Source organism: Pseudosulfitobacter sp. DSM 107133 (genome assembly GCF_022788695.1).
Lineage (GTDB): Bacteria > Pseudomonadota > Alphaproteobacteria > Rhodobacterales > Rhodobacteraceae > Pseudosulfitobacter.
Map to the genome: position 1 here is coordinate 1340328 of NZ_CP085154.1, position 21288 is coordinate 1361615.

Genomic DNA, 21288 nt, shown 5'->3' on the forward strand with positions numbered 1-21288 from the left:
ACATACGCGCGAGGAGGAATCATGGCCCATAAAACCGACATCCAGATTGCACGGGAAGCCAGCAAGCTGCCGATTCAAGAGATCGGGGGCAAGTTGGGAATCCCCTCTGATGATCTGTTGCCCTATGGCCATGACAAGGCAAAGGTCAGCCAAAGCTTTATTAACTCGGTTCAGGATCGCCCGACGGGCAAGCTGATCCTTGTCACCGCGATCAACCCCACGCCCGCGGGCGAAGGCAAGACGACCACCACTGTCGGGCTGGGTGACGGTCTGAACCGGATCGGCAAAAAGGCCTGTGTGTGCATCCGCGAGGCCTCGTTGGGGCCGAACTTTGGCATGAAGGGCGGGGCCGCGGGTGGCGGCTATGCGCAGATCGTGCCGATGGAAGACATGAACCTGCACTTTACCGGCGATTTCCATGCGATCACCTCGGCGCATTCGCTGCTGGCGGCAATGATCGACAATCACATCTATTGGGGCAACGAGCTGGACATCGACGTGCGCCGCGTGGTGTGGCGTCGTGTGGTCGATATGAACGACCGTGCCCTGCGCCAGATCACCGCCAGCCTTGGCGGTGTCGCCAACGGTTTCCCGCGCGAGACGGGCTATGACATCACTGTTGCTTCGGAAGTGATGGCGATCCTGTGTCTGTCAAACGATCTGCAAGACCTGCAAAGACGTCTGGGCAATATGATCGTGGCCTATCGGCGCGACCGCTCGCCGGTTTTTGCCCGTGATCTGAAGGCAGATGGCGCGATGACCGTGCTGCTGAAGGATGCGATGCAGCCGAACCTGGTGCAGACCCTCGAAAACAATCCGGCCTTTGTGCATGGCGGCCCCTTTGCCAACATCGCCCACGGGTGCAATTCGGTGATCGCCACCAAGACCGCGCTGAAACTGGCGGACTATGTGGTGACCGAGGCGGGCTTTGGCGCCGATCTGGGGGCCGAGAAGTTCATGAACATCAAGTGCCGCAAAGCGGGATTGTCGCCGTCGGTGGTGGTCTGTGTGGCCACGGTGCGCGCGATGAAGATGAACGGCGGTGTCGCCAAAACCGATCTGGGCACCGAGGATGTGGCCGCTGTGAAAAAGGGCTGTCCCAACCTGGGGCGTCACATCGAGAATCTGAAATCCTTTGGCGTTCCGGTGGTTGTGGCGATCAACCATTTTGTCACGGACACAGAGGCAGAAGTGCAGGCGATCAAGGATTTTGTCGCAGGTCAGGGCGCGCAGGCGATCCTGTCGCGGCATTGGGAACTGGGCGGAGAAGGGGCCGAAGCGCTGGCCACCCGCGTGGCTGCGATTGCCGACGCCGAAATGGCGAACTTTGCGCCGATCTATCCCGATGAAATGTCGTTGGCGGACAAGATACAGACCATCTGCAAACGCATCTATCGGGCCGACGGAGCGCTGATGGACAAGAAGATTCGCACCCAGCTGAAAGACTGGGAGGAACAAGGCTATGGTCACCTTCCGGTGTGCATGGCAAAGACGCAATATTCGTTTTCGACCGACCCGAACCTGCGCGGCGCGCCTGTTGGCCATTCGGTTCCGGTGCGCGAAGTGCGCCTGAGCGCGGGAGCGGGGTTTGTCGTGGCGGTGTGCGGCGAGATCATGACGATGCCGGGTCTGCCGCGCAACCCGTCGGCGGAAACGATCATGTTGAACGAGGATGGCCAGATTGAAGGGCTGTTCTGAAGATAGACCGGGCCAGACGCCTGCTGCTCTGGCCCAACCTTACGACGGCTTCTGTCACACGCAGGAGACCATGGAACCAGAGAAGAGGACTTTTGAATGGCGGCAACTGTGATTGATGGCAAGGCTTTTGCGGCCAGAGTGCGGGGGCAGGTGGCCACCCATGTGGCGGCCCTAAAGGCAGATCACGCGATCACGCCGGGTCTGGCCGTGGTGCTGGTCGGGGAAGACCCCGCCAGCCAGGTCTATGTGCGCTCAAAGGGCAAGATGACCGTTGAAGTTGGCATGAAAAGCGTCGAGCACAAGCTGGATGCACAGACCACGCAGGCGGATCTTCTTGCGTTGATCCAGAAGTTGAACAATGACCCGGAAATTCATGGAATCCTTGTGCAATTGCCGCTTCCTGATCATCTGGACGAAGATCTGGTGATCAACAGTATCGATCCGGCCAAGGACGTTGACGGGTTTCATATTTCGAACGTTGGCCTGTTGGGCACCGGTCAGGACAGCATGGTGCCCTGCACCCCCCTGGGCTGCCTGATGATGCTGCGCGACCACCATGGCTCGCTGTCGGGCATGAATGCGGTTGTGATCGGGCGCAGCAACATTGTTGGCAAGCCAATGGCACAGCTGTTGCTGGGTGACAGCTGCACGGTGACGATTGCGCATTCGCGCACCAAGGATCTGGCAGAGGTGGTGCACCGTGCCGATATCGTTGTGGCTGCTGTCGGCCGCCCGCAAATGGTGCCCGGTGACTGGATCAAACCCGGTGCCACCGTGATCGACGTGGGCATCAACCGTATCGACAAGCCCGAGGGCGGCACCCGTCTGGTGGGCGATGTGGACTATGACAGCTGTGCGGCTGTGGCTGGGGCGATTACCCCGGTGCCTGGCGGCGTTGGCCCGATGACGATTGCCTGTCTGCTGGCCAATACCGTCACGGCCTGTTGCCGGGCGAATGGATTGCCTGCCCCCGAGGGGTTGACCGCCTGAATTCGGCGCAGGGGGCGGGATATTACCGGCCCCCTGTTCATTGGCGACAGTGCATCAAGTTAAGTTGAACAACCTTTTTGGTCGGGTTGTTGTTGTATCTTCATATATTTGCAGTCAAATTTCCCCTAATAAGTGAATCAGTGAATTTGTTCCCGGATCGTTTCCCTGTGGCGTTTAATTTCTCCCTGTTCCAAAGACAGACCGCGCGCTCTTCGCCTGCTTCGGTCGGTGTCGGCGTCGCTCTTGTATTGGCAATCATTGTTGTAACCGCAGTTGCCGGCCCGTTCGGGACCTATTCCGAAGGCGTGTTTGGTGTCCGGCTGACCTATTGGGCCGGGGTGGTCTGTGTGTCGATCTTCTTGGCGCGCGGCGTGCGTGCGTTGGTTGCCCGATGGTTTGGGCATACACCGCGTGCCCTGCGCGAGGGACTGGTCTTGTTGGGAATCACGGCCCTGTTTACGCCGCTGCTGTATCTGTGGACCGATCTGTTGCTGGACGTCACGGTATTGGGTCGTTTCGCCTTTTGGCACCTGGGCGCCAAGGTTCTCGCGGTCTGTGTACTGGTCAGCATCTTGCGGATCTATTTGCCCCGCTTGATGGATGAGGCCGAAGTCGAAGAAGTGGCAAGCGCCCGTTTGATGCGCCGTTTGCCTGACAATGCCAGCCACGAAGTGTTGCGGCTGTCGGCAGATGGCCATGTTGTGCAGGTGGTGACGTTAGATCAGCAATATGATCTTCGGATGCGCTTCAGCGATGCGGTCGAGGAAATGGACGCGGTCGAAGGTTATTGCACGCACCGCTCGCATTGGGTTGCACGGGCGGCTGTCAGTGGATCAGAGGTCCGCAACGGGCGGCCCGCGTTGATCCTGCACAATGGTGATGTTGTGCCGGTCAGCCGCAAGTACCAACCGGATATCGAGGCCGCGGGGCTGCTATAGACGCGGCATCGGAATGCGCACGGGCACCGGACCTGTCAGAATTGCGGTCGCATCGGGCCGCATCAGGCGGGCCAGAATGCCGTCATGGCTGTGCAGTCCGCCGGTGTAGGTGCCATAGGCCGGCAGGATAAGCCTGTCACTGTCCAGCAGGAAAGCAGGCCGCGAGATCCTGCGCCCGCGGGTCGGCAGGGTGACCTTTGGGTGATAGTGCCCCGAGATTTCGCCTGTTGTTGCGGTTGTTGCGATATGACGAAAGGTCAGCGGCGGCGCGGTGAACGCGGCCAGATGGCTGCCGCCAAGGGTGATCGGGCCGGGGTCATGGTTGCCTTCGATCCAGATCCAGCGGCGCCCTGCTTGCAGGCGCGTGATCCAGAGCCGGTCTTCTTCGGGCAAGGCCTGCGCGGCTTGCAGGTCATCAAAGCTGTCGCCAAGGCAGACAACAGTGCGCGCCTGCGTGTGGTCCAGGTCGGCCGCAAGGCGGGTCAGCGTGTCGCGGACCTCGTAAGGGGGCAGGCTGGGGCCACCGCGCCGCGCCAGGCGTTCGGATTTGCAAAGGTGCAGGTCGGACACGCACAGCAGGCTGTGGTCGCCCCACCACAGCGCGCCGGAGCCCAGGGCGGTGAGTCTGGCGCCGTTCAGGGATATGTCGCATCCGTTCATGATTTGTTCATAGCTGGTGCGGCGCTATGGGGAAAGCCGGAATTTCGGGGGCGCTGCCCCCGGCGCTTGTGCGCCTCCCCCGGGATATTTAAAGCGTTTCTAACAAAACCTGAATCGCTGGGGATTCCCAAACTGGCCTGATTGTGATTCATCCTGTTTGGGAGGATGAACAATGTCAGCACCTTTGCCATCAGCGCTACGTGCGCGGTTTCAGAGATATATTGAGGAAGGGTTAAGCGGGCGAGCGGCGGCAGCACGCTTGAAGCTGTCGCCAGCAACGGGCGCCCGGTGGCGGCATCAGATCCAAACGACGGGCCGGGCTGATCCTGCCGTACAGGGTCGTCCAAAAGGGTCAGGAAAATTGGCACCCCATGTTGGTTTTTTCGAAGAGTTGATTGCTCAAGACCCTGATATCACACTGTTTGAGCTGCGTGATGCGCTTGCTGATGCAACCGGACTGCAGGTCCAGCACTCTGCTATCGGGCATCTGCTAAAGCGTCTCGGGTTCACGCACAAAAAAAGTCACTGGTCGCTACCGAACGTCACCGTGCCAAGGTGAGGCGACGACGTGAGGACTGGTTCACACACCGTTTGCCAGCCATTGCGCGGATGCCGGAACGCGTTGTCTTTCTTGATGAAACAGCGGTCAAAACGAACCTCGCCCGGCTGCGCGGCTGGGCCCCGCGTGGCGAACGCCTGACGATGGATGCGCCCTTCGGCAGTTGGGGAACCCAAACCCTGATTGCGGGGCTAACACAAGAGTCTCTGATCGCACCTTGGGTGATCAAAGGCGCGATGGATGGTCCTGCCTTCGCGGCCTATGTGCAAAAGGTCCTGATCCCTGAGATCGCGCCAGGCACAGCCGTGGTTCTCGACAACCTCGCGACGCATCACAACAAAGAAGCCGCTGCGGCGCTCAAGGCTCATGGATGCTGGTTCCTCTATCTGCCGCCATATTCGCCAGACCTGAACCCGATTGAGTTGGCTTTCTCCAAATTGAAGGCTCACCTCAGACGCATCAGTGCGCGATCATTCACCTCGGTGTTCGAAGCCCTTGGCGAAATCTGCGCAATGTACTCCCCGCAGGAGTGTACAAACTACTTTCAGGCTGCCGGATATGCCTCAGGTTAAATTAGAAATGCTTTAGGGCCAAAAGAAGGCCAGGGTGTCAGGCCGGCTGTGGCCATCAGGCGGGCGGCTTCTTCGGCCAGAAGGCGTTCCTCGGCCATGCCTTTGACCGGGACGCGGCCCATTTCCAGCAAGAGGGGCGCGGCGAGAGGGGGGACGCGGTTGAGGGTGACCAGATCAACACGCGGTCCGATGCGGGCGGCCATGTCTTCGATGCGGCCAAAATCGACGAGGCCGCGCATGGCTTCTTCGCGGGTGATGTGCAGCATCAGGTGGCCGGGGTCGTATTTGGCCAGCGTGTCATAGAGAATGTCCGAGGAAAACGTGGCCTGACGGCCCGATTTGCGGGCGGTGGGCGTGTTGCGGTCGATCAATCCGGCGATGGTGGCCGAGGCGCGAAAGGTGCGTTTCATCACGGCATTGCCAGCCAGCCAGCGGTCAAGACCGTCGCGCAGGGCGGCGATGTCGAACAGGGGCGCGGGGTCGGTGATGGGTTCCAGCCCCCAGATCAGTGTCGCATAGTCGGTGGCAAGGAAGCCCAGAGGATCAAGGCCCAACTCCTCCATGCGTTTGGTCAGCAAGAGGCCCAGCGTCTGCATCGCGTTGCGCCCGGCAAAGCCGTAGACGGCGTGGTGGGTGCGCCCGTCGTGGGGAAAGCATTCGATCAGCAGGCGGCCCGGTTCCGGCAAGCGACTGACACGGCGTTGAAGGGCCAGCCAGTCGGCGGTGTGGCGGGGCAGGTCAGGCCAGGTCTCTTGCTGGAACAGGTGCAGGATGCGCTGGCTGAGCTGGGTGGAGGTGGCGAATTTGGTGCCCATGAAGGTGGCGATTTTCGGCTTTTTGGCGGCGTCGCGCGTGACTTGGACGGTCATTTCACGCAAGGAGTCATAGCGTACGATCTGCCCGCCGATCAGGAAGGTATCGCCGGGGGTCAGGCTGGCGGCAAAGCCTTCTTCGATCTCGCCCAGGGGCTTGCCGCCACGGGCGTTTTTCATGCGGACCTTGAGCGTGTCGGTGTCCTGAATGGTGCCGATGTTCATGCGGATGCGCCTGTCGCCGCGCGGATCGCGCAAGGCCCATGTGCCGTCGGGGGCCTGTTTCAGCCGCTGCCATTGATCATAGCGGCGCAAGGCATAACCGCCGGTGGCGATGAAATCGAGGCAGGCGTCGAAATCGGCGCGGGTGAGGCTGCTGTAAGCGCCGACGGAGGTGACTTCGCTGTACAGTGCGTCGGCGTCGAAGGGGCCTGCGGCAGCTGTGATCAGGATATGTTGGCACAGCACGTCGCGCGGGCCGGGGCCACGCGGGTCGCCGTCCAGTTCGCCCGCGAGGGCCGCGTCGATGGCGGCCACACATTCGACCACTTCAAAGCGGTTGGCGGGGACAAGCCGCGCCTTGGACGGCGCATTGTAGCGGTGGTTGGCGCGCCCGATCCGCTGGACCAGACGTTTGACGTTCTTGGGCGCGCCGATCTGGATAATCAGGTCCACGTCGCCCCAGTCGATCCCCAGATCCAGCGTGCCGGTGCAGACGATGGCACGCAATTGGCCCGTGACCATGGCCGCCTCGACCTTTTGCCGCTGGGCGCGGTCGAGCGAACCGTGGTGGATGGCGATGGGCAGGGCGTCGTCATTGGCCAGCCAGAGGTTGTGAAAGAAAATCTCGGCCTGCGCGCGGGTGTTGTGAAAGATCAGCGTCGTCTTGTGCTGCCGGACCTGCTCGAGTACCGCCGGTATTGCGTATCTGGCGCCGCCACCGGACCAAGGGGGGGCGGCGTCGGTGGTCAGCATGGCGATGTCGGGGGCAGGGCCGGGGTCGGCCATCAGGATCTCGCAGGGGTCGGGGTGGCAGGCCAGCCCGTGGGCGATGGCGGCGGGGTTTTCGACGGTGGCGGACAGGCCCACGCGACGCAGTTCGGGGCAAAGCGTTTGCAAACGCCCCAGCGCCAGCATCAGCTGGTCGCCACGCTTGCTTTCGGCGAGTGCGTGGATTTCGTCAACGATCACCCGCTTGAGTCCTTTGAAGATGTGCGGCGCGTCGGGGTAGCTGGTGAGCAGGGCCAGCGATTCAGGCGTGGTCAGCAGGATATGCGGCGGGTCGGCGCGCTGGCGGCGTTTGCGGCTGGCAGGGGTGTCGCCGGTGCGATCCTCGATGCGGACGGACAGGGACATTTCGGTGACGGGCGTGGTCAGGTTGCGCTTGATGTCTGCGGCCAGCGCCTTGAGCGGCGAGACGTAGAGCGTGTGCAGGCCGTCATGCGGCTGGCGGGCCAGATCAACCAATGTGGGCAGGAAACCCGCCAGCGTCTTGCCGCCGCCCGTGGGTGCGATCAGCAACAGCGCAGGCGCATCGGCGCGCTCCAGCATCTCTTGTTGGTGCGGGTGGATGTGCCAGCCCTTGGCGGCGAACCAGTCAGCGAAGAGGGGGGGCAGTGTGGTCATGGTGGACACTTTAGCGCGCGCTGGCGCAGGGGCCAGCGAGGAGTTGGGGGCGCTGCCCCCGCGCCTTGCGGCGCTCCCCCGGAGTTTGTCCGGCAAGATGAAGGATTATTTTACGATGACTTCGTCTTTGACGAACATGTTGGCCCATGCGCGGTCGATCAGTTCGGGGGACATCTTGTAGGGGATGCCCTCGAAGTTGCAGATGGCAATCATCTGGTCGATCAGGAACACCGGTTGATAGTTGGCATAGATGTTGTCGATGGTGGGGTATTTCACCTTGAGCAGGTGGACGAGCGAGGGTTCGTCGAGGGCCATCTTTTTCTTGCGGGCCACCATGGCAAAGATTTTCAGGAAATTGGCCTGATTGGGACCGTCGATCTTGATCTTGAAGAAAATGCGGCGCAGGGCGGCCTGGTCGAAGATTTCGTTCGGGTGGAAGTTGGTCGAGAAGATCACCAGCGTGTCGAAGGGAACCTCGAATTTTTCGCCCGATTGCAGCGCCAGGATATCCTTGCTTTCTTCCAGCGGGACGATCCAGCGGTTTACAAGGTTTTGCGGTGGTTCTGCCTGGCGGCCAAGGTCGTCGACGATGAAAATGCCACCGGTGGATTTCAGTTGCAGCGGGGCCTGGTAGGTGCGTGCCACCGGGTTGTAAACCAGATCAAGCATATCGAGGGACAATTCGCCGCCGGTGATGACCGTCGGGCGTTCGCAGCAGACATAGCGCCGGTCATAGCGGGTGACACGGCGCAGTGAATTCGGATCGTCCGCCTGCTCTTCGGCGATGACATGTACGATGGGGTCGTAAACGGTGATGACCTGCCCGGCATATTCAATGGCGCGCGGCACATAGACACGGTCGCCCAAAGCATCGCGGATGCCATTCGAAATCGACGATTTGCCGTTGCCGGGGGGGCCGTACATCAGGATCGAGCGGCCCGCGCTGACGGCGGGGCCGAGGTGGTCAAGCAGGCTGTCGGGCAGCACCAGATGGCCCATCGCATTGGTCAGCTGTTCGCGGCTGATCATGATGTTGCGGATTGACTGGCGTGCGACCTGTTCGCGGTAGACATCCAGAGGCACCGGCATGGCGCCGAAATATTCCGATTGCTGCAAGGCATCCAGCGCGCGCGCCTTGCCGTTGTCGGTCAGCTGATAGCCCATTTCGCTGCCGTTGTTGGCGTTCAGCGTGCCGGTGGCCTCGATCAGGCGCTGGTCGCGGCCCATGTCGATCAGTTCCTGGGTGACCGGCACCGGCAGGCACAGTGCGGGGGCCAGATCGGTGACCATATCCAGATTCTTGCGGAACATGGTTTTCAAAAGAATGTCGCGCATCATGACGATGGGCAATTTCATCTCTTCCAGCCGCTTGGGCGCGGGCGGGGCCATCACGGATGTCTGCTGCATGGTCATGGGTTCTTGCCTGTGTGTCATATGCTGGGATCTGCAATAAAGTGTCTTTGGGCCAATAATATGGCGATAGAATTAAAGTCGTGGACAGTCTGCGACACTAGCTGCCAAGAACCGCGCCAAAGCCCAGATAAGCGGCCAGGGTGAAGCCAAGCGGGAAGCCCATCGGGAATTTCTTGCCCTGGCTCCAGCTGATCCAATGGGGGGCGACGCGGTGCAGGGGGCTGTGTTTTGCCAGCCTGTGTGTGGCGAATGCGGCCAGCAGTGTCGCTGTGTACAGCAGGATCAGCATCTGTGCATCGCCAGCGGCGACAAAGGGTGCCGCGGCAGCGATGAACTTTGAATCTCCGGCCCCCATCACACCGGCTGCATTCAGCACCATCGTGACCAGCAGGACGATGCCCAGCTGTGCCAGGCGCCACAGGTATTGATCGAAGGGCAGGGCAACCAGCCCGACCAGCAGGAACACAACAACCAGTGCGACCACGGCCTGATTGGTAATGCGCATTTCGCGCAGGTCGGTAAAGGCCACATAGAGGCACAGGGGCAGGACAAAGGGCAGAAACCACCACGCGGACCAGGCCGAGATTGCCATGTGGGTTACCCGCTGGTGGCGTTGTTTTCCAACGCCTGCAACGAGCGCACTGCTGCTTCGAAATGCTGGGGGTGGGTTTCGATGGCGTCGCGCAACAGGCTTTTGCCGGTTTCGATGTCACCTTGTTTGATCGCGGAGAGGGCCAGCGTGTGCAGCAACTGCGCACGCTCGGTCTGATCCATGGGAATGACGGGCAGGGTGTAATCGCGTTGCGCGCCGCGCGCCAGGATCATGTTGTTCTTGGCGGTGAACAGCGCAGGGTCCTGGCGGATGGCATCACCGAACAGACGTTCGGCTTCGGAATAATCGCCGCGCGTCAGCTTGGAATAGCCCCAGTTGTTCATCACACCGGCTGGCTGTGTGGTCAGGCCCACCGCAATTTCATAGAAACTGTCGGCCTTTTTCCATTCCTGATTGCTGTCGGCCACCATTGCCTCGAGCCGGTAGCGTTTGAAGGTCTCGTGGGTGGGGGGCACCGCGTCCAGCACCTTTTCCGCCTTGGCCCAGTCGCCCGAACGGATCAGCGCATCGGCGTATGCAACCTGATCCTCCGCGGTTGCGCCCTCCATCTTGACCACTTTGGCGTAGACCACGGCGGCTTCGGTTGTGCGTTTGGCGCGCACCAGCGAACTGGCCAGCCCGCGTTGCAGGTCGATGCGGGTGGGGTCGGTAGCGGCGGTGCGCTGGAAATAGCTGACCGCTTCGTTCGGGTCAGCCACCGTCATCATCACGTCGTTCAGGTTGCTTTCGTCAACGACGTTGACGTCCTGAAATGCCCGTTGCACAGCGGCATCGCCGCTTTTCTTTTCACAAGCGGACAGAACCATCGCGCCTGCAATACAGGCGGAAAAAAGGATAGGGTGGCGCATTTATTGCGTCCTTTACTGCTGCCTCGATTATGATGCTGGCCGGATCAGGTAATCACTGCTGCCGCGCCGCACCAATTTATAATTGTTATTTTCTGGCTCTACCGTAACAGAATTTTCCGATTTTGCGAGTGCTAAGCGCAGATTGTCCCGGATGAGTGTGCTTTCTCCGTCATCCAGCGCGTAGGCCTTGCGAAATATCTGCTCCGCTTCGGCGGTTTTGCCGCGCTCCATCAGCACAACACCAAGGTTGTTGTAGATTTCTGGCCATGCATCAGGTTCGGCCACAGCGCGGCGCAACAGGTTTTCCGCCTGTCCCAAACGGCCCAGTCCCAGGTTGGCGGTGCCCAGTCCCGAAAGAACCTCTGCATCCATACCGTTTTCGAGCGCGGCGCGGGTAAATGCCTTGATTGCCAGTTCGAATTCGCCCGCCGCGATCAGTCGGTGGCCCACCTCGACGCCGTCGACCGCCTGTTTGCGGGTGTCGACACCGGGGGCATAGACACCGTCCGAAGATGCCGAAAGGCCGCCTGATGAACAGGCGGCCAATCCAGAAGCCAGAACCGCAGCAACAAGGGCCGCTTTGGTGGCTGAATTCATAGGTTCAATTGCTCATTTTACCCAATTGGGTGATGCCATGCACCGAAGGTCCGACCAGAATGATCAGCAGCGGCGGCACCGTCAGCATCATTGTGGCAAGGGTCATCTTGGTTGGCAACTTGTTTGCGGCCTCTTCTGCGCGCATAACGCGCTTGTCCCGCATTTCCGAAGCATAGACCCGCAACGCTTCGGCAATCGAGGTGCCGAAGCTGGCAGATTGCACCAGAACGGTGGTGAAGCTGGACACATCCTGTACGCCGCAGCGTTCGCCCATGTCGTTCAGAACGGTTTCCTTGTCCTTGCCCGCTTTCATTTCATAGGCGACGATGTCGAATTCGTCGGCCAGATCGGGATAAGAGGCACGCAATTCGCGGGCCACGCGGACAATGGATTGGTCCAGCGACTGACCGGCTTCGACGCAGACCAGCATCATGTCCAACGCATCGGGAAAACCGCGGGTGATCTGCTCTTTGCGGGTTTCGACGCGGCGGGTGACCCAATATTGCGGCAGGTAATAACCCACGCCGCCTGGCCCCAGTGTCCACATTGCCATTTTGTTGGTGGTCATTTCGACATCGGCGTTCAGCACGGTGACATAGATCACCCCAAGGATCAGCCCGATGATCCCCAGTACGAATTGCGCAACGTGGAAAATACGCACTGCATCGCGTGACTGATAGCCCGCCTGCGTCAGCATCAGCTGGCGTTTGCTAAGCTCGGCAACATCCTTGGGTTCCAGAAAATTGGCAAAACGGTCAAGCTGTTCGTTGTGCCCGCCCTGACGCAGCTTTTCACGCGGGGCATCGCCGCCGGGCGCTTTGATCTGCCGCTTGAGCTTTGACATCGGGTCTTCGGGTTGGCGCAGCATCAGCACCACGGTGATGGTGACCAGCATCAGGCCCAGAACGCCGGCAATGATGATCGGTCCCAGCGGCCCCAGTACGTCGGTAATGACAGTTTGAATTTGTGTGAACGTGTCCAAAACGGGGCTTCCTTATACTTTGATGTCGGTCAGGGCGCGCATGACAAAGAGGTTCACAACCAGAAGAATCCCCACGACAAAACAGGCCGGAATGAAATAGGGGTGATCGTAGACTTCGTCATAGTAATGCGGATCGCTGACGTTGATCGCCACCAATGAAAGCAGCGGGAAGGCGGACAGGAACTTGCCCGACCATTTTGCCTCGGCGGTGATCGCCTTGACACGGCGGAACAGGCGGAAGCGGGCGCGGATCACCTTGGCCAGACCGGCGAGGATCTCGGCAAGGTTACCACCCGATTGCTGTTGAATGGTCACTGCCACAGCCAGAAAGCGCAAATCCTGCATGTCCAGACGTTCGGCCATGTCCTTGAGCGCCTCGCCCACATCGCGGCCATAGGCGCTTTCGTCGGCAATGACGCCGAATTCCGATGCCAGCGGGTCCTTGACCTCTTTTGACACGATCTGGATGGCCGAGGTGAACGGGTGACCCACGCGCAGCGACCGAACCATCAGTTCAACCGCATCCGGCAATTGCTCTTCGATCATCGACAGCCGTTTGTTTGCCTTTGTCGAAACCCAGAAGTACACGGCGCCAACGCCGATGACGATCGACAGCAGGATACGCACGGGCGGTTCGGTTTCCGTGCCGATGGTCAGACCGAAAAAGGCCACAACAGCCAGACCTGCCATCACCCCGATCAACTGCTTGGGGGTAAAGGCAATCGCCGCCTTTTGCGCCTTTTCCGCCAGAAGCGAATACAGCGGGATGGTCTTGGCGTTCATGTGCTGCTGCATTTCCTTGCGCAGCTGGTCCAGCACCTCTTCGCGACGCCCGCCCTTGTTCAGCATGTCCAGACGGCGGTTGACGCGCGAGTTCAGCGAAATCGACTTGCCGAAGGCGACAAGGTAAAGCCCCTCGACCAGCACAAGGACGCCGACAAAGATCAGGCCGTAGATAATGGGTTCTGCGCTCATGTCGTCGTTCCTTATTGGGCCGCGATGGGTTCATAGATGGACGAAGGCAGGTCATAGCCCCACATCCGGAAACGCTCGGCATAGTGCGACCGCACGCCTGTTGCGGTGAAATGGCCGATGATCTTGTTTTCGGGTGTCAGGCCGACGCGCTGGTAGCGGAATATTTCCTGCATCGAGATGACATCGCCTTCCATGCCGGTGATCTCGGTGATCGATGTCATGCGGCGCGAACCGTCTTGCAGACGCGAGGCCTGCACGATCAGGTTTACAGCCGACGAAATCTGGCTGCGGACGGCTTTCAGCGGCATTTCGATACCCGCCATGGCGATCATGTTTTCCAGACGCGATACGCCGTCCCGTGCACTGTTGGCGTGGATGGTGGTCATGGACCCGTCGTGGCCGGTGTTCATGGCCTGCAACATGTCGATAACCTCTTCGCCGCGTGTCTCGCCGACGATGATGCGGTCGGGGCGCATCCGCAGGGCGTTTTTCAGACAGTCGCGGGGCGAAACCTCGCCTTTGCCTTCCACGTTGGGAGGGCGGCTTTCCATGCGGCCCACATGGGTCTGTTGCAATTGCAATTCCGCGGTATCCTCGATGGTCAGGATGCGTTCAGAGTTGTCGATAAACGAAGACAGGGCGTTGAGCGTGGTGGTTTTACCCGACCCCGTACCGCCCGAAACGATGATGTTCAGACGGGTCGCCACAGCGGCCTGAAGATAGGCGGCCATTTCTTCGGTGAAGGCGCCGAAATCAACCAGATCGTCGATGCCCAGCTTGTCCTTTTTGAATTTACGGATCGACACCAGTGAGCCATCGACCGCAATGGGCGGCACCATGGCGTTGAACCGCGAACCGTCTTTCAGACGGGCGTCAACGTAGGGGTTGCTTTCGTCCACGCGCCGGCCCACCGCCGACACGATCTTGTCGATGATGCGCAACAGGTGGCGTTCGTCCTTGAACGTCACGTCGGTCAATTCCAGCTTGCCGTCACGCTCGACGAAAATCTGTTGCGGGCCGTTCACCAGAATATCGTTGACGCTGTCGTCTTTCAGGAGCGTTTCCAGCGGGCCAAGACCCTTCACCTCGTCATAGAGTTCCTGGTTGAGAGTCTGGCGTTCCTCGCGGTTCAGAACGATGCTGCGTTCTTGCAGGAATTCGACCGCGATGGCGCTGATTTCGGTACGCAGGTCCTGTTCGCTGGCCGTGTCCAGGGCTGCAAGGTTCAGGTTGTCCAGCAGGGCGCGGTGCAGATCAAGCTTGATCTCGCCCATGCGTTCCTTGCGCTTGCGCTCTTTCTCGACCGGAGCAACCTGCGCTGCCACCATGTTCGAGCGGCGCGACACACGCTTTGGGTCAGCCTTGATCGCTGTTTTGGGCATCTCGGTGACCTTGGCAACCGGCGCGGTCTTGGCGGCGGCAGGTGTGATCGTTGCGGGCTTCTTGTATTTGGAAAACATGGGCTTCCCCCGGTTCCTGCTCAGGCCTGTTTGGCCTCATCAGATTTTGTTTCATGAATAGACGCTGCCAATTTGGCGATTTCACGGCGCAGCGGATTTTTTGGGGCGGATGTGGCAAGCGGCAGACCGTGGTCCGCGCCTTGTGTGATCTGTTTTCCGCCCTCGGGCAGCGACACTTCAATCGCCACCTCAAGGCTTTCTGCCATGCGTTTGACACGGCCCTTGCCGCTGAGATCGGTGAATTTCGGCGCGCGGTTCAGCACATAGCGCAGCTTTTCAATCGGCAGCTCTTCCGATTGCAGGGCGCGTTTGAACCGCAGGGTGTTTTGTGCCGACCGCATGTCCAGCTCGATTGTGGCGAAATAGACATGGGCCGCCTGCAATACGGTTTCGGTCCATTGCACCAGTGTCGACGGCATATCGACCACGACATAGTCAAAGTGGCTGCGCGCCATTTCGATCACGCGGCTGATGTCATCCGGGCTGACCAGATCCAGCGGCAACATGTCCGATGGGGCGGTCAGAACGTGCAGTTTGTCGTTATAGGTCAACAAGGACTGACCAAAAGTTTCGTCATCCATATGTTCGGTGTCCGACATCATCTCGTAGACCGCCTCGCGGCGGGCCAGATCCAGAAAGGTCGAGACGGATCCGAATTGCAGATCCAGATCCAGCAGACAGACCTTGGGCGGGGTTTCTCCCTTTTTGCCCAGTATCGCCAGTTCCCATGCCAGATTGGTGGCCAGGGTTGTCGCACCGGTGCCGCCGGCAAGGCCGTGAACCACGATCACCGCGCCTTCCTTGCTGGTTCCGGCGCGCAGGGCCGGGGCCGCGGCTTCGATCTTTTCGGGTTCAGCGGGTTTTTGAATGCGTTCGATGGCGTTATTCAATTCGCCCTCGGGCAGCGGATAGGGGACAAATTCATCAGCGCCCTGTCGCAACAACGAATGCAGCGATGCGGGGGTCATATCCTCGGCGATCAAAATCACCTTGATATCGCGCGCCTTGGCCTGCGTGATGATTTCGGTCATCAGCACGAGGTTTTCCTCGTCCTCCTGATCCATCGCAAGCGCGATAAACTCCAGAGCCTCGGCTTCGGGCTGCCCGAAAAACGCCAGCGCCTCGACAAAGCCCAGATCTCCCCAGGCTTCGCCCAAAGCGGTTTCCATGTCTTCGATCAACAGATCGAAATTCTGGACGTCCCGGCTGACTGTGCAGGCGACGATTGGGGCCGTTTCTGGTTGTGGCATGACGCTGCTCATTACCTATTTATCCTCTTTTCAAAGGGTTGGAAGGTAGATCAGCGGCGTTGCCTTTTGCCTGATTCTATCCCACCGTCACTGGGTCTGGCGCGATGCTCCAAACACAGTTATCCCATAGAGGGTAAATTCGCAGCTAATCTGGGCAGGAATGGGGCCAAAAAGGCCCAATTGTTAGGAATCTCGGAACGATAAGCCAGCCGGTTGCTTATTGTTCATCCCCAGCCGTGGTGGCACCGGTCAACTGGCTGACGGGGACGGCAGACGAGATATACTCTCGATAGATGACTTCCGCATATTTGCCGTCCAGCAATTGCGGATCGCGGGTAACAAAGCCCGACACCTCCGTAACCGTACGACGGTTGCGGCGCTCGCGGCCCTGGGTCACGATCAGCGGCTGTGTTTCGCCAAAGGAAACGACAGCTTCGAGGCGCGAACGGGAAATGCCCATCGAGGTCAGGAATCTGACGACGGCATTGGCACGCGACAGGCCCAGACGGCGGTTATAGGCCGTCGATCCCACTGCATCGGTGTGACCGTAGACGCGGAACCGGATTTCGGGGAATTGACGAATCCAGTTGGCCTGTTGACGCAAAACAGCCTGTGCGTCGGCATCAAGCTGGGCGCTGTTGAACGCGAAGGTCACTGTCGAGGTGACTTCGGAAGCAAAACGGTTGGCCAGATTGACGGTGTACTGGCGTTCGCCATTCATCATCGCAATGTTGTTGTTGGTGGCTTCACCAAAGTTGCCATTGTCCACGGTTGAACCGGCTTCGCGGTAAAACTGGGTGTACACCGGATCGCTTGATGTTGTGCAAGCGGCGAGGGCGGCCAAGAGAGCCAGAGATGAAACGAATTGTTTTTTCATGATTTTCTGGCCCCGCATCGCCTTAATCCATCACATAGCCATAAGAGCCGCTGAAATCCTGTTTCGCGACTTCGCCCGCAGCGCCCTTTTTGGGCGCGCGCGTTCCGCTGGCCACGCGGCCATGCAGGAACAGGTCTTTTTCGGTCGGCGCAAGAACCCTGTCCGTGGGCAGGGCCAGTGCTTCGCCACGCGTCGGTGACACCAGATGGGCGGTGATGATAATCACCAGCTCGGTCTGGTTGCGCTGATACGAGGCCGAGCGGAACAAGGCGCCCAGTACCGGCACGTCGCCCAGCCAGGGCAGTTGTGAATTGTTGTCGGTGAAATCGTCCTGCAAAAGGCCTGCAATCGCAAAGCTTTCGCCATCGCGCATCTCGACGGTGGTTGAAGTTTCGCGGCGGGTAAAGGCGTCGATTTCAAAGCCGTTCACCGAGAACCCGTTGGTGGGGTCAATCGCGGACACGGCGGCTTGCAGTTCAAGGTTGATCAGATCTTTGTCCACCACACGGGGGGTAAAGTTCAATTCGATGCCAAAGGGTTTGTACTGTACCGAAATCACGCCGTCGCGCTGGTTGACAGGAACGGGATATTCACCACCGGCCAAAAAGCGCGCCTCTTGCCCGGAAAGGGCAACAAGGTTCGGTTCGGCCAAAGTGCGCACGACGCCTTTTGTTTCAAGCGCTTCAAGCAACAGGCCCACCTGGGTTGAACCGGCGTTGAACCCAAACAGAATGGCCCCGGCATTCGAGTTGGAGGCCGGGATGTTGCCGGTCAATGAACTGGTCACGCCACCCGAGGTATTGACAGTGCCGGTGCCGCCGCTCAGCCCCAGATCGCCGCCCAGAGCCGAACCGTTCAGCGCCAGCGAAGAGCTGAGAGATTTGGAAACCGACCGCTGCATCTCGGCAAAGCGGACTTTCAACATGACCTGCTGTACGCCGCCGACGCTCATCAGGTTGGAAACGCGGTCGGGGGCGTATCGTGTCGCCAGATCCAGCGCCCGTTGCAGCCGTTGGGCCGATGAAACGGTGCCCGACAGCACGATGCCGTCATTGGCGGTGCGGACTTCGATCTTTTCGCCGGGCAGGATCTGGCGCAGACGTTCCTTGAATTCCGAAATGTCTGCGGCCACGCGCACGTCGACGTTTGTAATCAACTGGCCCGAAGCGTCCAGCAGCGTCAGCGTGGTCAGGCCGAGAGATTTGCCCAGAACGTAAATGGTGCGGTCTGACAGGGACGAAATGTCTGCAATGGCGGGGTTGGCAATGCTGAGCTCCGAGAAGGGGATATCGCTTTCGACAACCACCGCGCGGTTCATTGGCACGTTCAGCGTGCTGGCTGTGCCCTTTTTGACCACGCGCAATGTATCGGCCTGTGCAGGCTGTGTCACCGCCAACGGTGCAGCCGTCAACGAAAGGCCAACAAGGGCCGCTTTGATAAATCTATTCAATGTCATTGTGACCTGCCCTTTTGATCACGCCTGGTTAGGGTCTTGGTGCCCTTAATTTTATGAACCATGCGCCAGTTTGCATTTTTATGCAAGAATCAACGACTTCGCGCCCTTGCTTTATGTGGACAAAGGGCAACAGAGCCAGAATCGGCAAGGCCGCCTAAATCGGGCGGCCTTGGGTAAGTATATGGAAACGTGCGTCTTTGACCCTAGTTGGTGCAGGGGATCGGAATCTCGACAACCTCGGCGCCGCGCCGTGTGCGGATGGTGCAGACTTCCTTGGCCTTCACTTCGGCGGCGACTTCTTCGGCTGCGATGCCCAGCAAGGTACGTTGGTCGATCTCGATTGCGCCGGCGACGGTGTCGTCGTTGGTGCCCACAAGTGCCAGTGCCAAACGGCCCGTTGTTTGCGCCTGGGCAAGAGCGGCAACCTGCTCGGGTTTGACTGCAACCGTCACCGTGCGGGCGATTACGGCACCGCTCAGATCACCGGCCGCGGATTGGTCGATGGCGATCAGTTTTACACCGGCTTCGATCAATTTGGTGACTTCACCGGATGTCGATGCCAACTGGCGACCCACCTGACCTGTCCAGTATACGTCAACCCGATCGCCAGGCCGCAAGAAGCCCGACACGCCGCTGGCCACGTCGACCTTGATGGCAAAGGCGCGCATACCGCGTTCCAGCCGCGAGGTCAGCCCCGCTTCTTCGCCCGGTTCGGTGACTTTGACGGCCAGGATCGCTTCGTCTTTCTCCATGGCGCGCAGAACCACGCGCTCTTTGGGTTTGCCTTCGGGCCACAAGGCGGTGTCGCCGGCAAAGGCGCCCTCGGGGATCGCATTTTCGGGCCAGCTGACCAAACGCACGTCATCGGCGCTGAACGGTTCGCCGTATTTCAGCGCGCGGTTTGCAACATAGACCTCGACCGTGGGCACGACCTTGGCGCGCGCCGCGCGTTCCCGGGCCAGTTCGTTCTGATAGGCTCCGATGTAGTTTTTCGCCATATAGACGGCGCCGCCCGCAAGGGCGATGCCAATGATCAGGACCAGTCCAAATACAGCACGCATGTGAATTCCTCTTGCTTGATGTGGGGCGACCCGGCTTTGGGCGCGTCAGGTTGATTGGCGTTCGTGATATCGCAACAATGTGGCGAAAACGGGGGCAATGGATGCCTTGCTCGTGACAATTTGAATCAGCTGGCGGGGCACACGCAAACGCCGCATCCGGTGAAGGGCGCGGCGTAGGGTCGAATTGACGCCCGAAGGCAGACAATAAGAAGTTTGCTTAGAATTCATAGTTGGTCAGGAAGCCTTCGACACCTGCCGAGGTGCCAACGGCTCCGGTTTTCAACGCTAAAATCAAAGCGACGGCCAAGCCAACGATCGCTGCTGTCAAGACGACCCAGTCTACCGTTACGGCACCGTTCTCGTCGGAACGGATTTTGTTAATCATCTTGCGCATCATATCTGCCTTTTACTCTGAAACCCGAACCATTCCCTGCCGGGAGTGAAAAAGGGCCGCGTCCTGCTTGCAGGACGCGGCCCCCGCATCTTATGACCTAAACGATCAGGTCAGCTTATTCGCCGCCACCGCTGGGGTCTTGGTCGCTCAGGAATGTCGATGTGCTTGCGGTCAGGGCTGTCGAACCGGTTTCGATCGAAGTGTATGCGGCGCCGGCCAGGGCAACAACGGCTGCGGTCAGCACAACCCAGTCAACAGTCACAGCACCATCTTCGTTTTTGCGGAAGTTTTTGAAAAAGTTTGTCATCGTAGTGTCCCTCCAAAGGATCAGTTTGTTTTATGTTCAACCTTGTCTTGCTGGATGGGCCGCTCTCTCTCATTGGCCCGTGTCCGACTTGGTATGACCTTATATAGCTGTGTGAATGGGGCATGAATTGGGCGCGAAATTGGAGATATTAAGTTTGGCCGCCGAAATTGGAAACAATGGGCTAACACAATGAAATATATCAGTAATTTCACCAGAAAAAGTTTTGCGGGCTGTGGTCTGTGATGTAAATCATACAGAATGTGGCGGTTTGGCCATGTTTGAGGGGTGAAATTCTGGTTTGGCACCGGATTTTCTGCGAAGATCAGCGCAATAATCAACAATTACGGGCACAAGAGCAGGTGCTGATATGCGATTTTTTGTGATTTCCCTGCTGGGGGCCGCGTTATTCTGTGCGCCGGCATGGTCAGAATCACCCGCACCCTTCGCTGATTTCCAGGCAAAGCGGGTAAAACCGCCCAAACCGGGGGTGAAAAAGAGAATCACAATCCAGATCGACCCGGCGGAAGTGGCGGTTGCAGCTCCCAAACCCTCTGATTCGACCGCTGGCACCGAAAAAGCACCTCAGGCCGCCAAAGGCGCCTATGGCTGGTTCTGGGACAAGGTCTCTCCCGATCTGGCGCAGGCAGGGCCGGGACGACTGGAAGAAGCCATGGCGGCCATCAGCACCGGTGCTGTGGCAGCCCCCCGGTTGCAGCAGATGCAGAGCATTGCGCAGGCGCAGGGCGTCGAGATTTTGAAATCGACCATCGGCACGCGGGTGTCGCCCGCACTGGTGCTGGCCGTGATGACGGTGGAAAGCGCAGGTAAACCCGATGCGGTCAGCCGTGCAGGGGCGCAGGGGCTGATGCAGCTGATGCCCGACACCGCCGCGCGCTTTGGTGTGACCGACAGTCTGGTCGCCGCCGACAACATTCGCGGCGGGGTTCAATATCTGGACTGGCTGATGGGCAAATTCGATCACGATCCGATTCTGGTCCTGGCCGGATACAACGCGGGCGAGGGATCGGTGCAGACCCATGCGGGCGTGCCGCCCTTTGCTGAAACCCGCGACTATGTGCCCAAGGTGCTGGCGGCGTTTCAGGTGGCGCGCGGCCTGTGTCTGACGCCGCCGCAACTGATCAGTGACGGCTGTGTTTTTGCCGCGATGAACTAAGACGCCGCAGCAGAATGCAAAAGGGG

22 protein-coding genes are annotated in these 21288 nt (G+C 59.5%); 6 read left to right on the forward strand and 16 right to left on the reverse strand.

Translation table 11 applies throughout. The features are described from left to right. Positions 1-21: 21 nt before the first annotated feature. The 3 genes from DSM107133_RS06650 to DSM107133_RS06660 all read left to right on the forward strand — a co-directional run bounded on the left by DSM107133_RS06650 (position 22) and on the right by DSM107133_RS06660 (position 3626). Entirely contained in the window at positions 22-1698 is a 1677-nt protein-coding gene (locus DSM107133_RS06650; protein ID WP_114294957.1) for a formate--tetrahydrofolate ligase, read from the forward strand. Between the two features lie 96 nt (positions 1699-1794). After that, positions 1795-2688: a bifunctional methylenetetrahydrofolate dehydrogenase/methenyltetrahydrofolate cyclohydrolase FolD gene (gene folD, locus DSM107133_RS06655; protein WP_114294958.1), complete on the forward strand. Its 894-nt coding sequence runs from the start codon at positions 1795-1797 to the stop codon at positions 2686-2688. A gap of 140 nt (positions 2689-2828) precedes the next feature. Further along, complete coding sequence (locus DSM107133_RS06660) at positions 2829-3626, forward strand: LytTR family DNA-binding domain-containing protein (RefSeq protein WP_243253588.1); 798 nt, start codon at positions 2829-2831, stop codon at positions 3624-3626. On the opposite strand, the gene pdeM is transcribed toward DSM107133_RS06660, so the two are convergent. Further along, complete coding sequence (gene pdeM, locus DSM107133_RS06665) at positions 3621-4286, reverse strand: ligase-associated DNA damage response endonuclease PdeM (protein WP_114295038.1); 666 nt, start codon at positions 4284-4286, stop codon at positions 3621-3623. The two genes, DSM107133_RS06660 and pdeM, sit on opposite strands and share 6 nt — an antisense overlap. Continuing rightward, positions 4283-4654, reverse strand: coding sequence for a hypothetical protein (locus tag DSM107133_RS06670; RefSeq protein ID WP_243253589.1), 372 nt, complete (start codon positions 4652-4654; stop codon positions 4283-4285). The genes pdeM and DSM107133_RS06670 overlap by 4 nt, the downstream gene beginning before the upstream one ends. On the opposite strand from DSM107133_RS06670, the gene DSM107133_RS06675 reads away from it, so the two are divergent. Together DSM107133_RS06675 and DSM107133_RS06680 are read left to right on the forward strand one after the other, a co-directional pair. After that, complete coding sequence (locus DSM107133_RS06675; protein WP_114294110.1) at positions 4648-4845, forward strand: hypothetical protein; 198 nt, start codon at positions 4648-4650, stop codon at positions 4843-4845. The two genes, DSM107133_RS06670 and DSM107133_RS06675, sit on opposite strands and share 7 nt — an antisense overlap. Further along, complete coding sequence (locus DSM107133_RS06680) at positions 4842-5417, forward strand: IS630 family transposase (RefSeq protein WP_162792061.1); 576 nt, start codon at positions 4842-4844, stop codon at positions 5415-5417. The genes DSM107133_RS06675 and DSM107133_RS06680 overlap by 4 nt, the downstream gene beginning before the upstream one ends. Here DSM107133_RS06680 and DSM107133_RS06685 read toward each other — a convergent pair. From DSM107133_RS06685 to DSM107133_RS06750, 14 genes are all read right to left on the reverse strand, one after another. Further along, positions 5414-7855 carry a ligase-associated DNA damage response DEXH box helicase gene (locus DSM107133_RS06685; RefSeq protein ID WP_114294108.1) on the reverse strand — a complete coding sequence of 814 codons (2442 nt, stop codon included), beginning with the start codon at positions 7853-7855 and terminating at the stop codon, positions 5414-5416. The two genes, DSM107133_RS06680 and DSM107133_RS06685, sit on opposite strands and share 4 nt — an antisense overlap. A gap of 105 nt (positions 7856-7960) precedes the next feature. Continuing rightward, on the reverse strand, positions 7961-9268 hold the full coding sequence (locus tag DSM107133_RS06690; RefSeq protein ID WP_114294107.1) for an ATPase: 1308 nt from the start codon (positions 9266-9268) through the stop codon (positions 7961-7963). Between the two features lie 97 nt (positions 9269-9365). After that, positions 9366-9860: a prepilin peptidase gene (locus DSM107133_RS06695; protein ID WP_114294106.1), complete on the reverse strand. Its 495-nt coding sequence runs from the start codon at positions 9858-9860 to the stop codon at positions 9366-9368. 5 nt (positions 9861-9865) lie between these two features. Further along, positions 9866-10729, reverse strand: a complete 864-nt coding sequence (locus DSM107133_RS06700) for a tetratricopeptide repeat protein (RefSeq protein ID WP_114294105.1) — start codon at positions 10727-10729, stop codon at positions 9866-9868. Between the two features lie 27 nt (positions 10730-10756). Continuing rightward, a complete protein-coding gene (locus tag DSM107133_RS06705; protein ID WP_114294104.1) occupies positions 10757-11326 on the reverse strand; it encodes a tetratricopeptide repeat protein in 570 nt (189 codons plus the stop codon). A 4-nt stretch (positions 11327-11330) separates the two neighbouring features. Further along, the gene (locus DSM107133_RS06710) at positions 11331-12308 is read right to left on the reverse strand and encodes a type II secretion system F family protein (protein WP_240310570.1); all 978 of its coding nucleotides are present in this window, start codon (positions 12306-12308) and stop codon (positions 11331-11333) included. A 12-nt stretch (positions 12309-12320) separates the two neighbouring features. Further along, a complete protein-coding gene (locus DSM107133_RS06715) occupies positions 12321-13283 on the reverse strand; it encodes a type II secretion system F family protein (RefSeq protein WP_114294103.1) in 963 nt (320 codons plus the stop codon). Between the two features lie 11 nt (positions 13284-13294). Beyond that, a complete protein-coding gene (locus DSM107133_RS06720) occupies positions 13295-14743 on the reverse strand; it encodes a CpaF family protein (protein WP_114294102.1) in 1449 nt (482 codons plus the stop codon). Positions 14744-14763: 20 nt separating this feature from the next. Next, positions 14764-16005 (reverse strand): AAA family ATPase, encoded by a 1242-nt coding sequence (locus DSM107133_RS06725; protein WP_114294101.1) that lies wholly within the window; start codon positions 16003-16005, stop codon positions 14764-14766. 205 nt (positions 16006-16210) lie between these two features. Further along, positions 16211-16888, reverse strand: coding sequence for an OmpA family protein (locus DSM107133_RS06730; RefSeq protein WP_114294100.1), 678 nt, complete (start codon positions 16886-16888; stop codon positions 16211-16213). 4 nt (positions 16889-16892) lie between these two features. Then, positions 16893-18326 carry a type II and III secretion system protein family protein gene (locus DSM107133_RS06735; protein ID WP_114294099.1) on the reverse strand — a complete coding sequence of 478 codons (1434 nt, stop codon included), beginning with the start codon at positions 18324-18326 and terminating at the stop codon, positions 16893-16895. Positions 18327-18529: 203 nt separating this feature from the next. Next, the gene (gene cpaB / locus DSM107133_RS06740; RefSeq protein WP_114294098.1) at positions 18530-19387 is read right to left on the reverse strand and encodes a Flp pilus assembly protein CpaB; all 858 of its coding nucleotides are present in this window, start codon (positions 19385-19387) and stop codon (positions 18530-18532) included. 217 nt (positions 19388-19604) lie between these two features. Then, complete coding sequence (locus tag DSM107133_RS06745; RefSeq protein ID WP_205387843.1) at positions 19605-19781, reverse strand: hypothetical protein; 177 nt, start codon at positions 19779-19781, stop codon at positions 19605-19607. Positions 19782-19896: 115 nt separating this feature from the next. Then, positions 19897-20043 carry a hypothetical protein gene (locus DSM107133_RS06750; protein WP_347568683.1) on the reverse strand — a complete coding sequence of 49 codons (147 nt, stop codon included), beginning with the start codon at positions 20041-20043 and terminating at the stop codon, positions 19897-19899. A gap of 412 nt (positions 20044-20455) precedes the next feature. Between DSM107133_RS06750 and DSM107133_RS06755 the strand changes: the two genes are divergently transcribed. Continuing rightward, positions 20456-21262 carry a lytic transglycosylase domain-containing protein gene (locus DSM107133_RS06755; protein WP_114294095.1) on the forward strand — a complete coding sequence of 269 codons (807 nt, stop codon included), beginning with the start codon at positions 20456-20458 and terminating at the stop codon, positions 21260-21262. Positions 21263-21288: the final 26 nt, after the last annotated feature.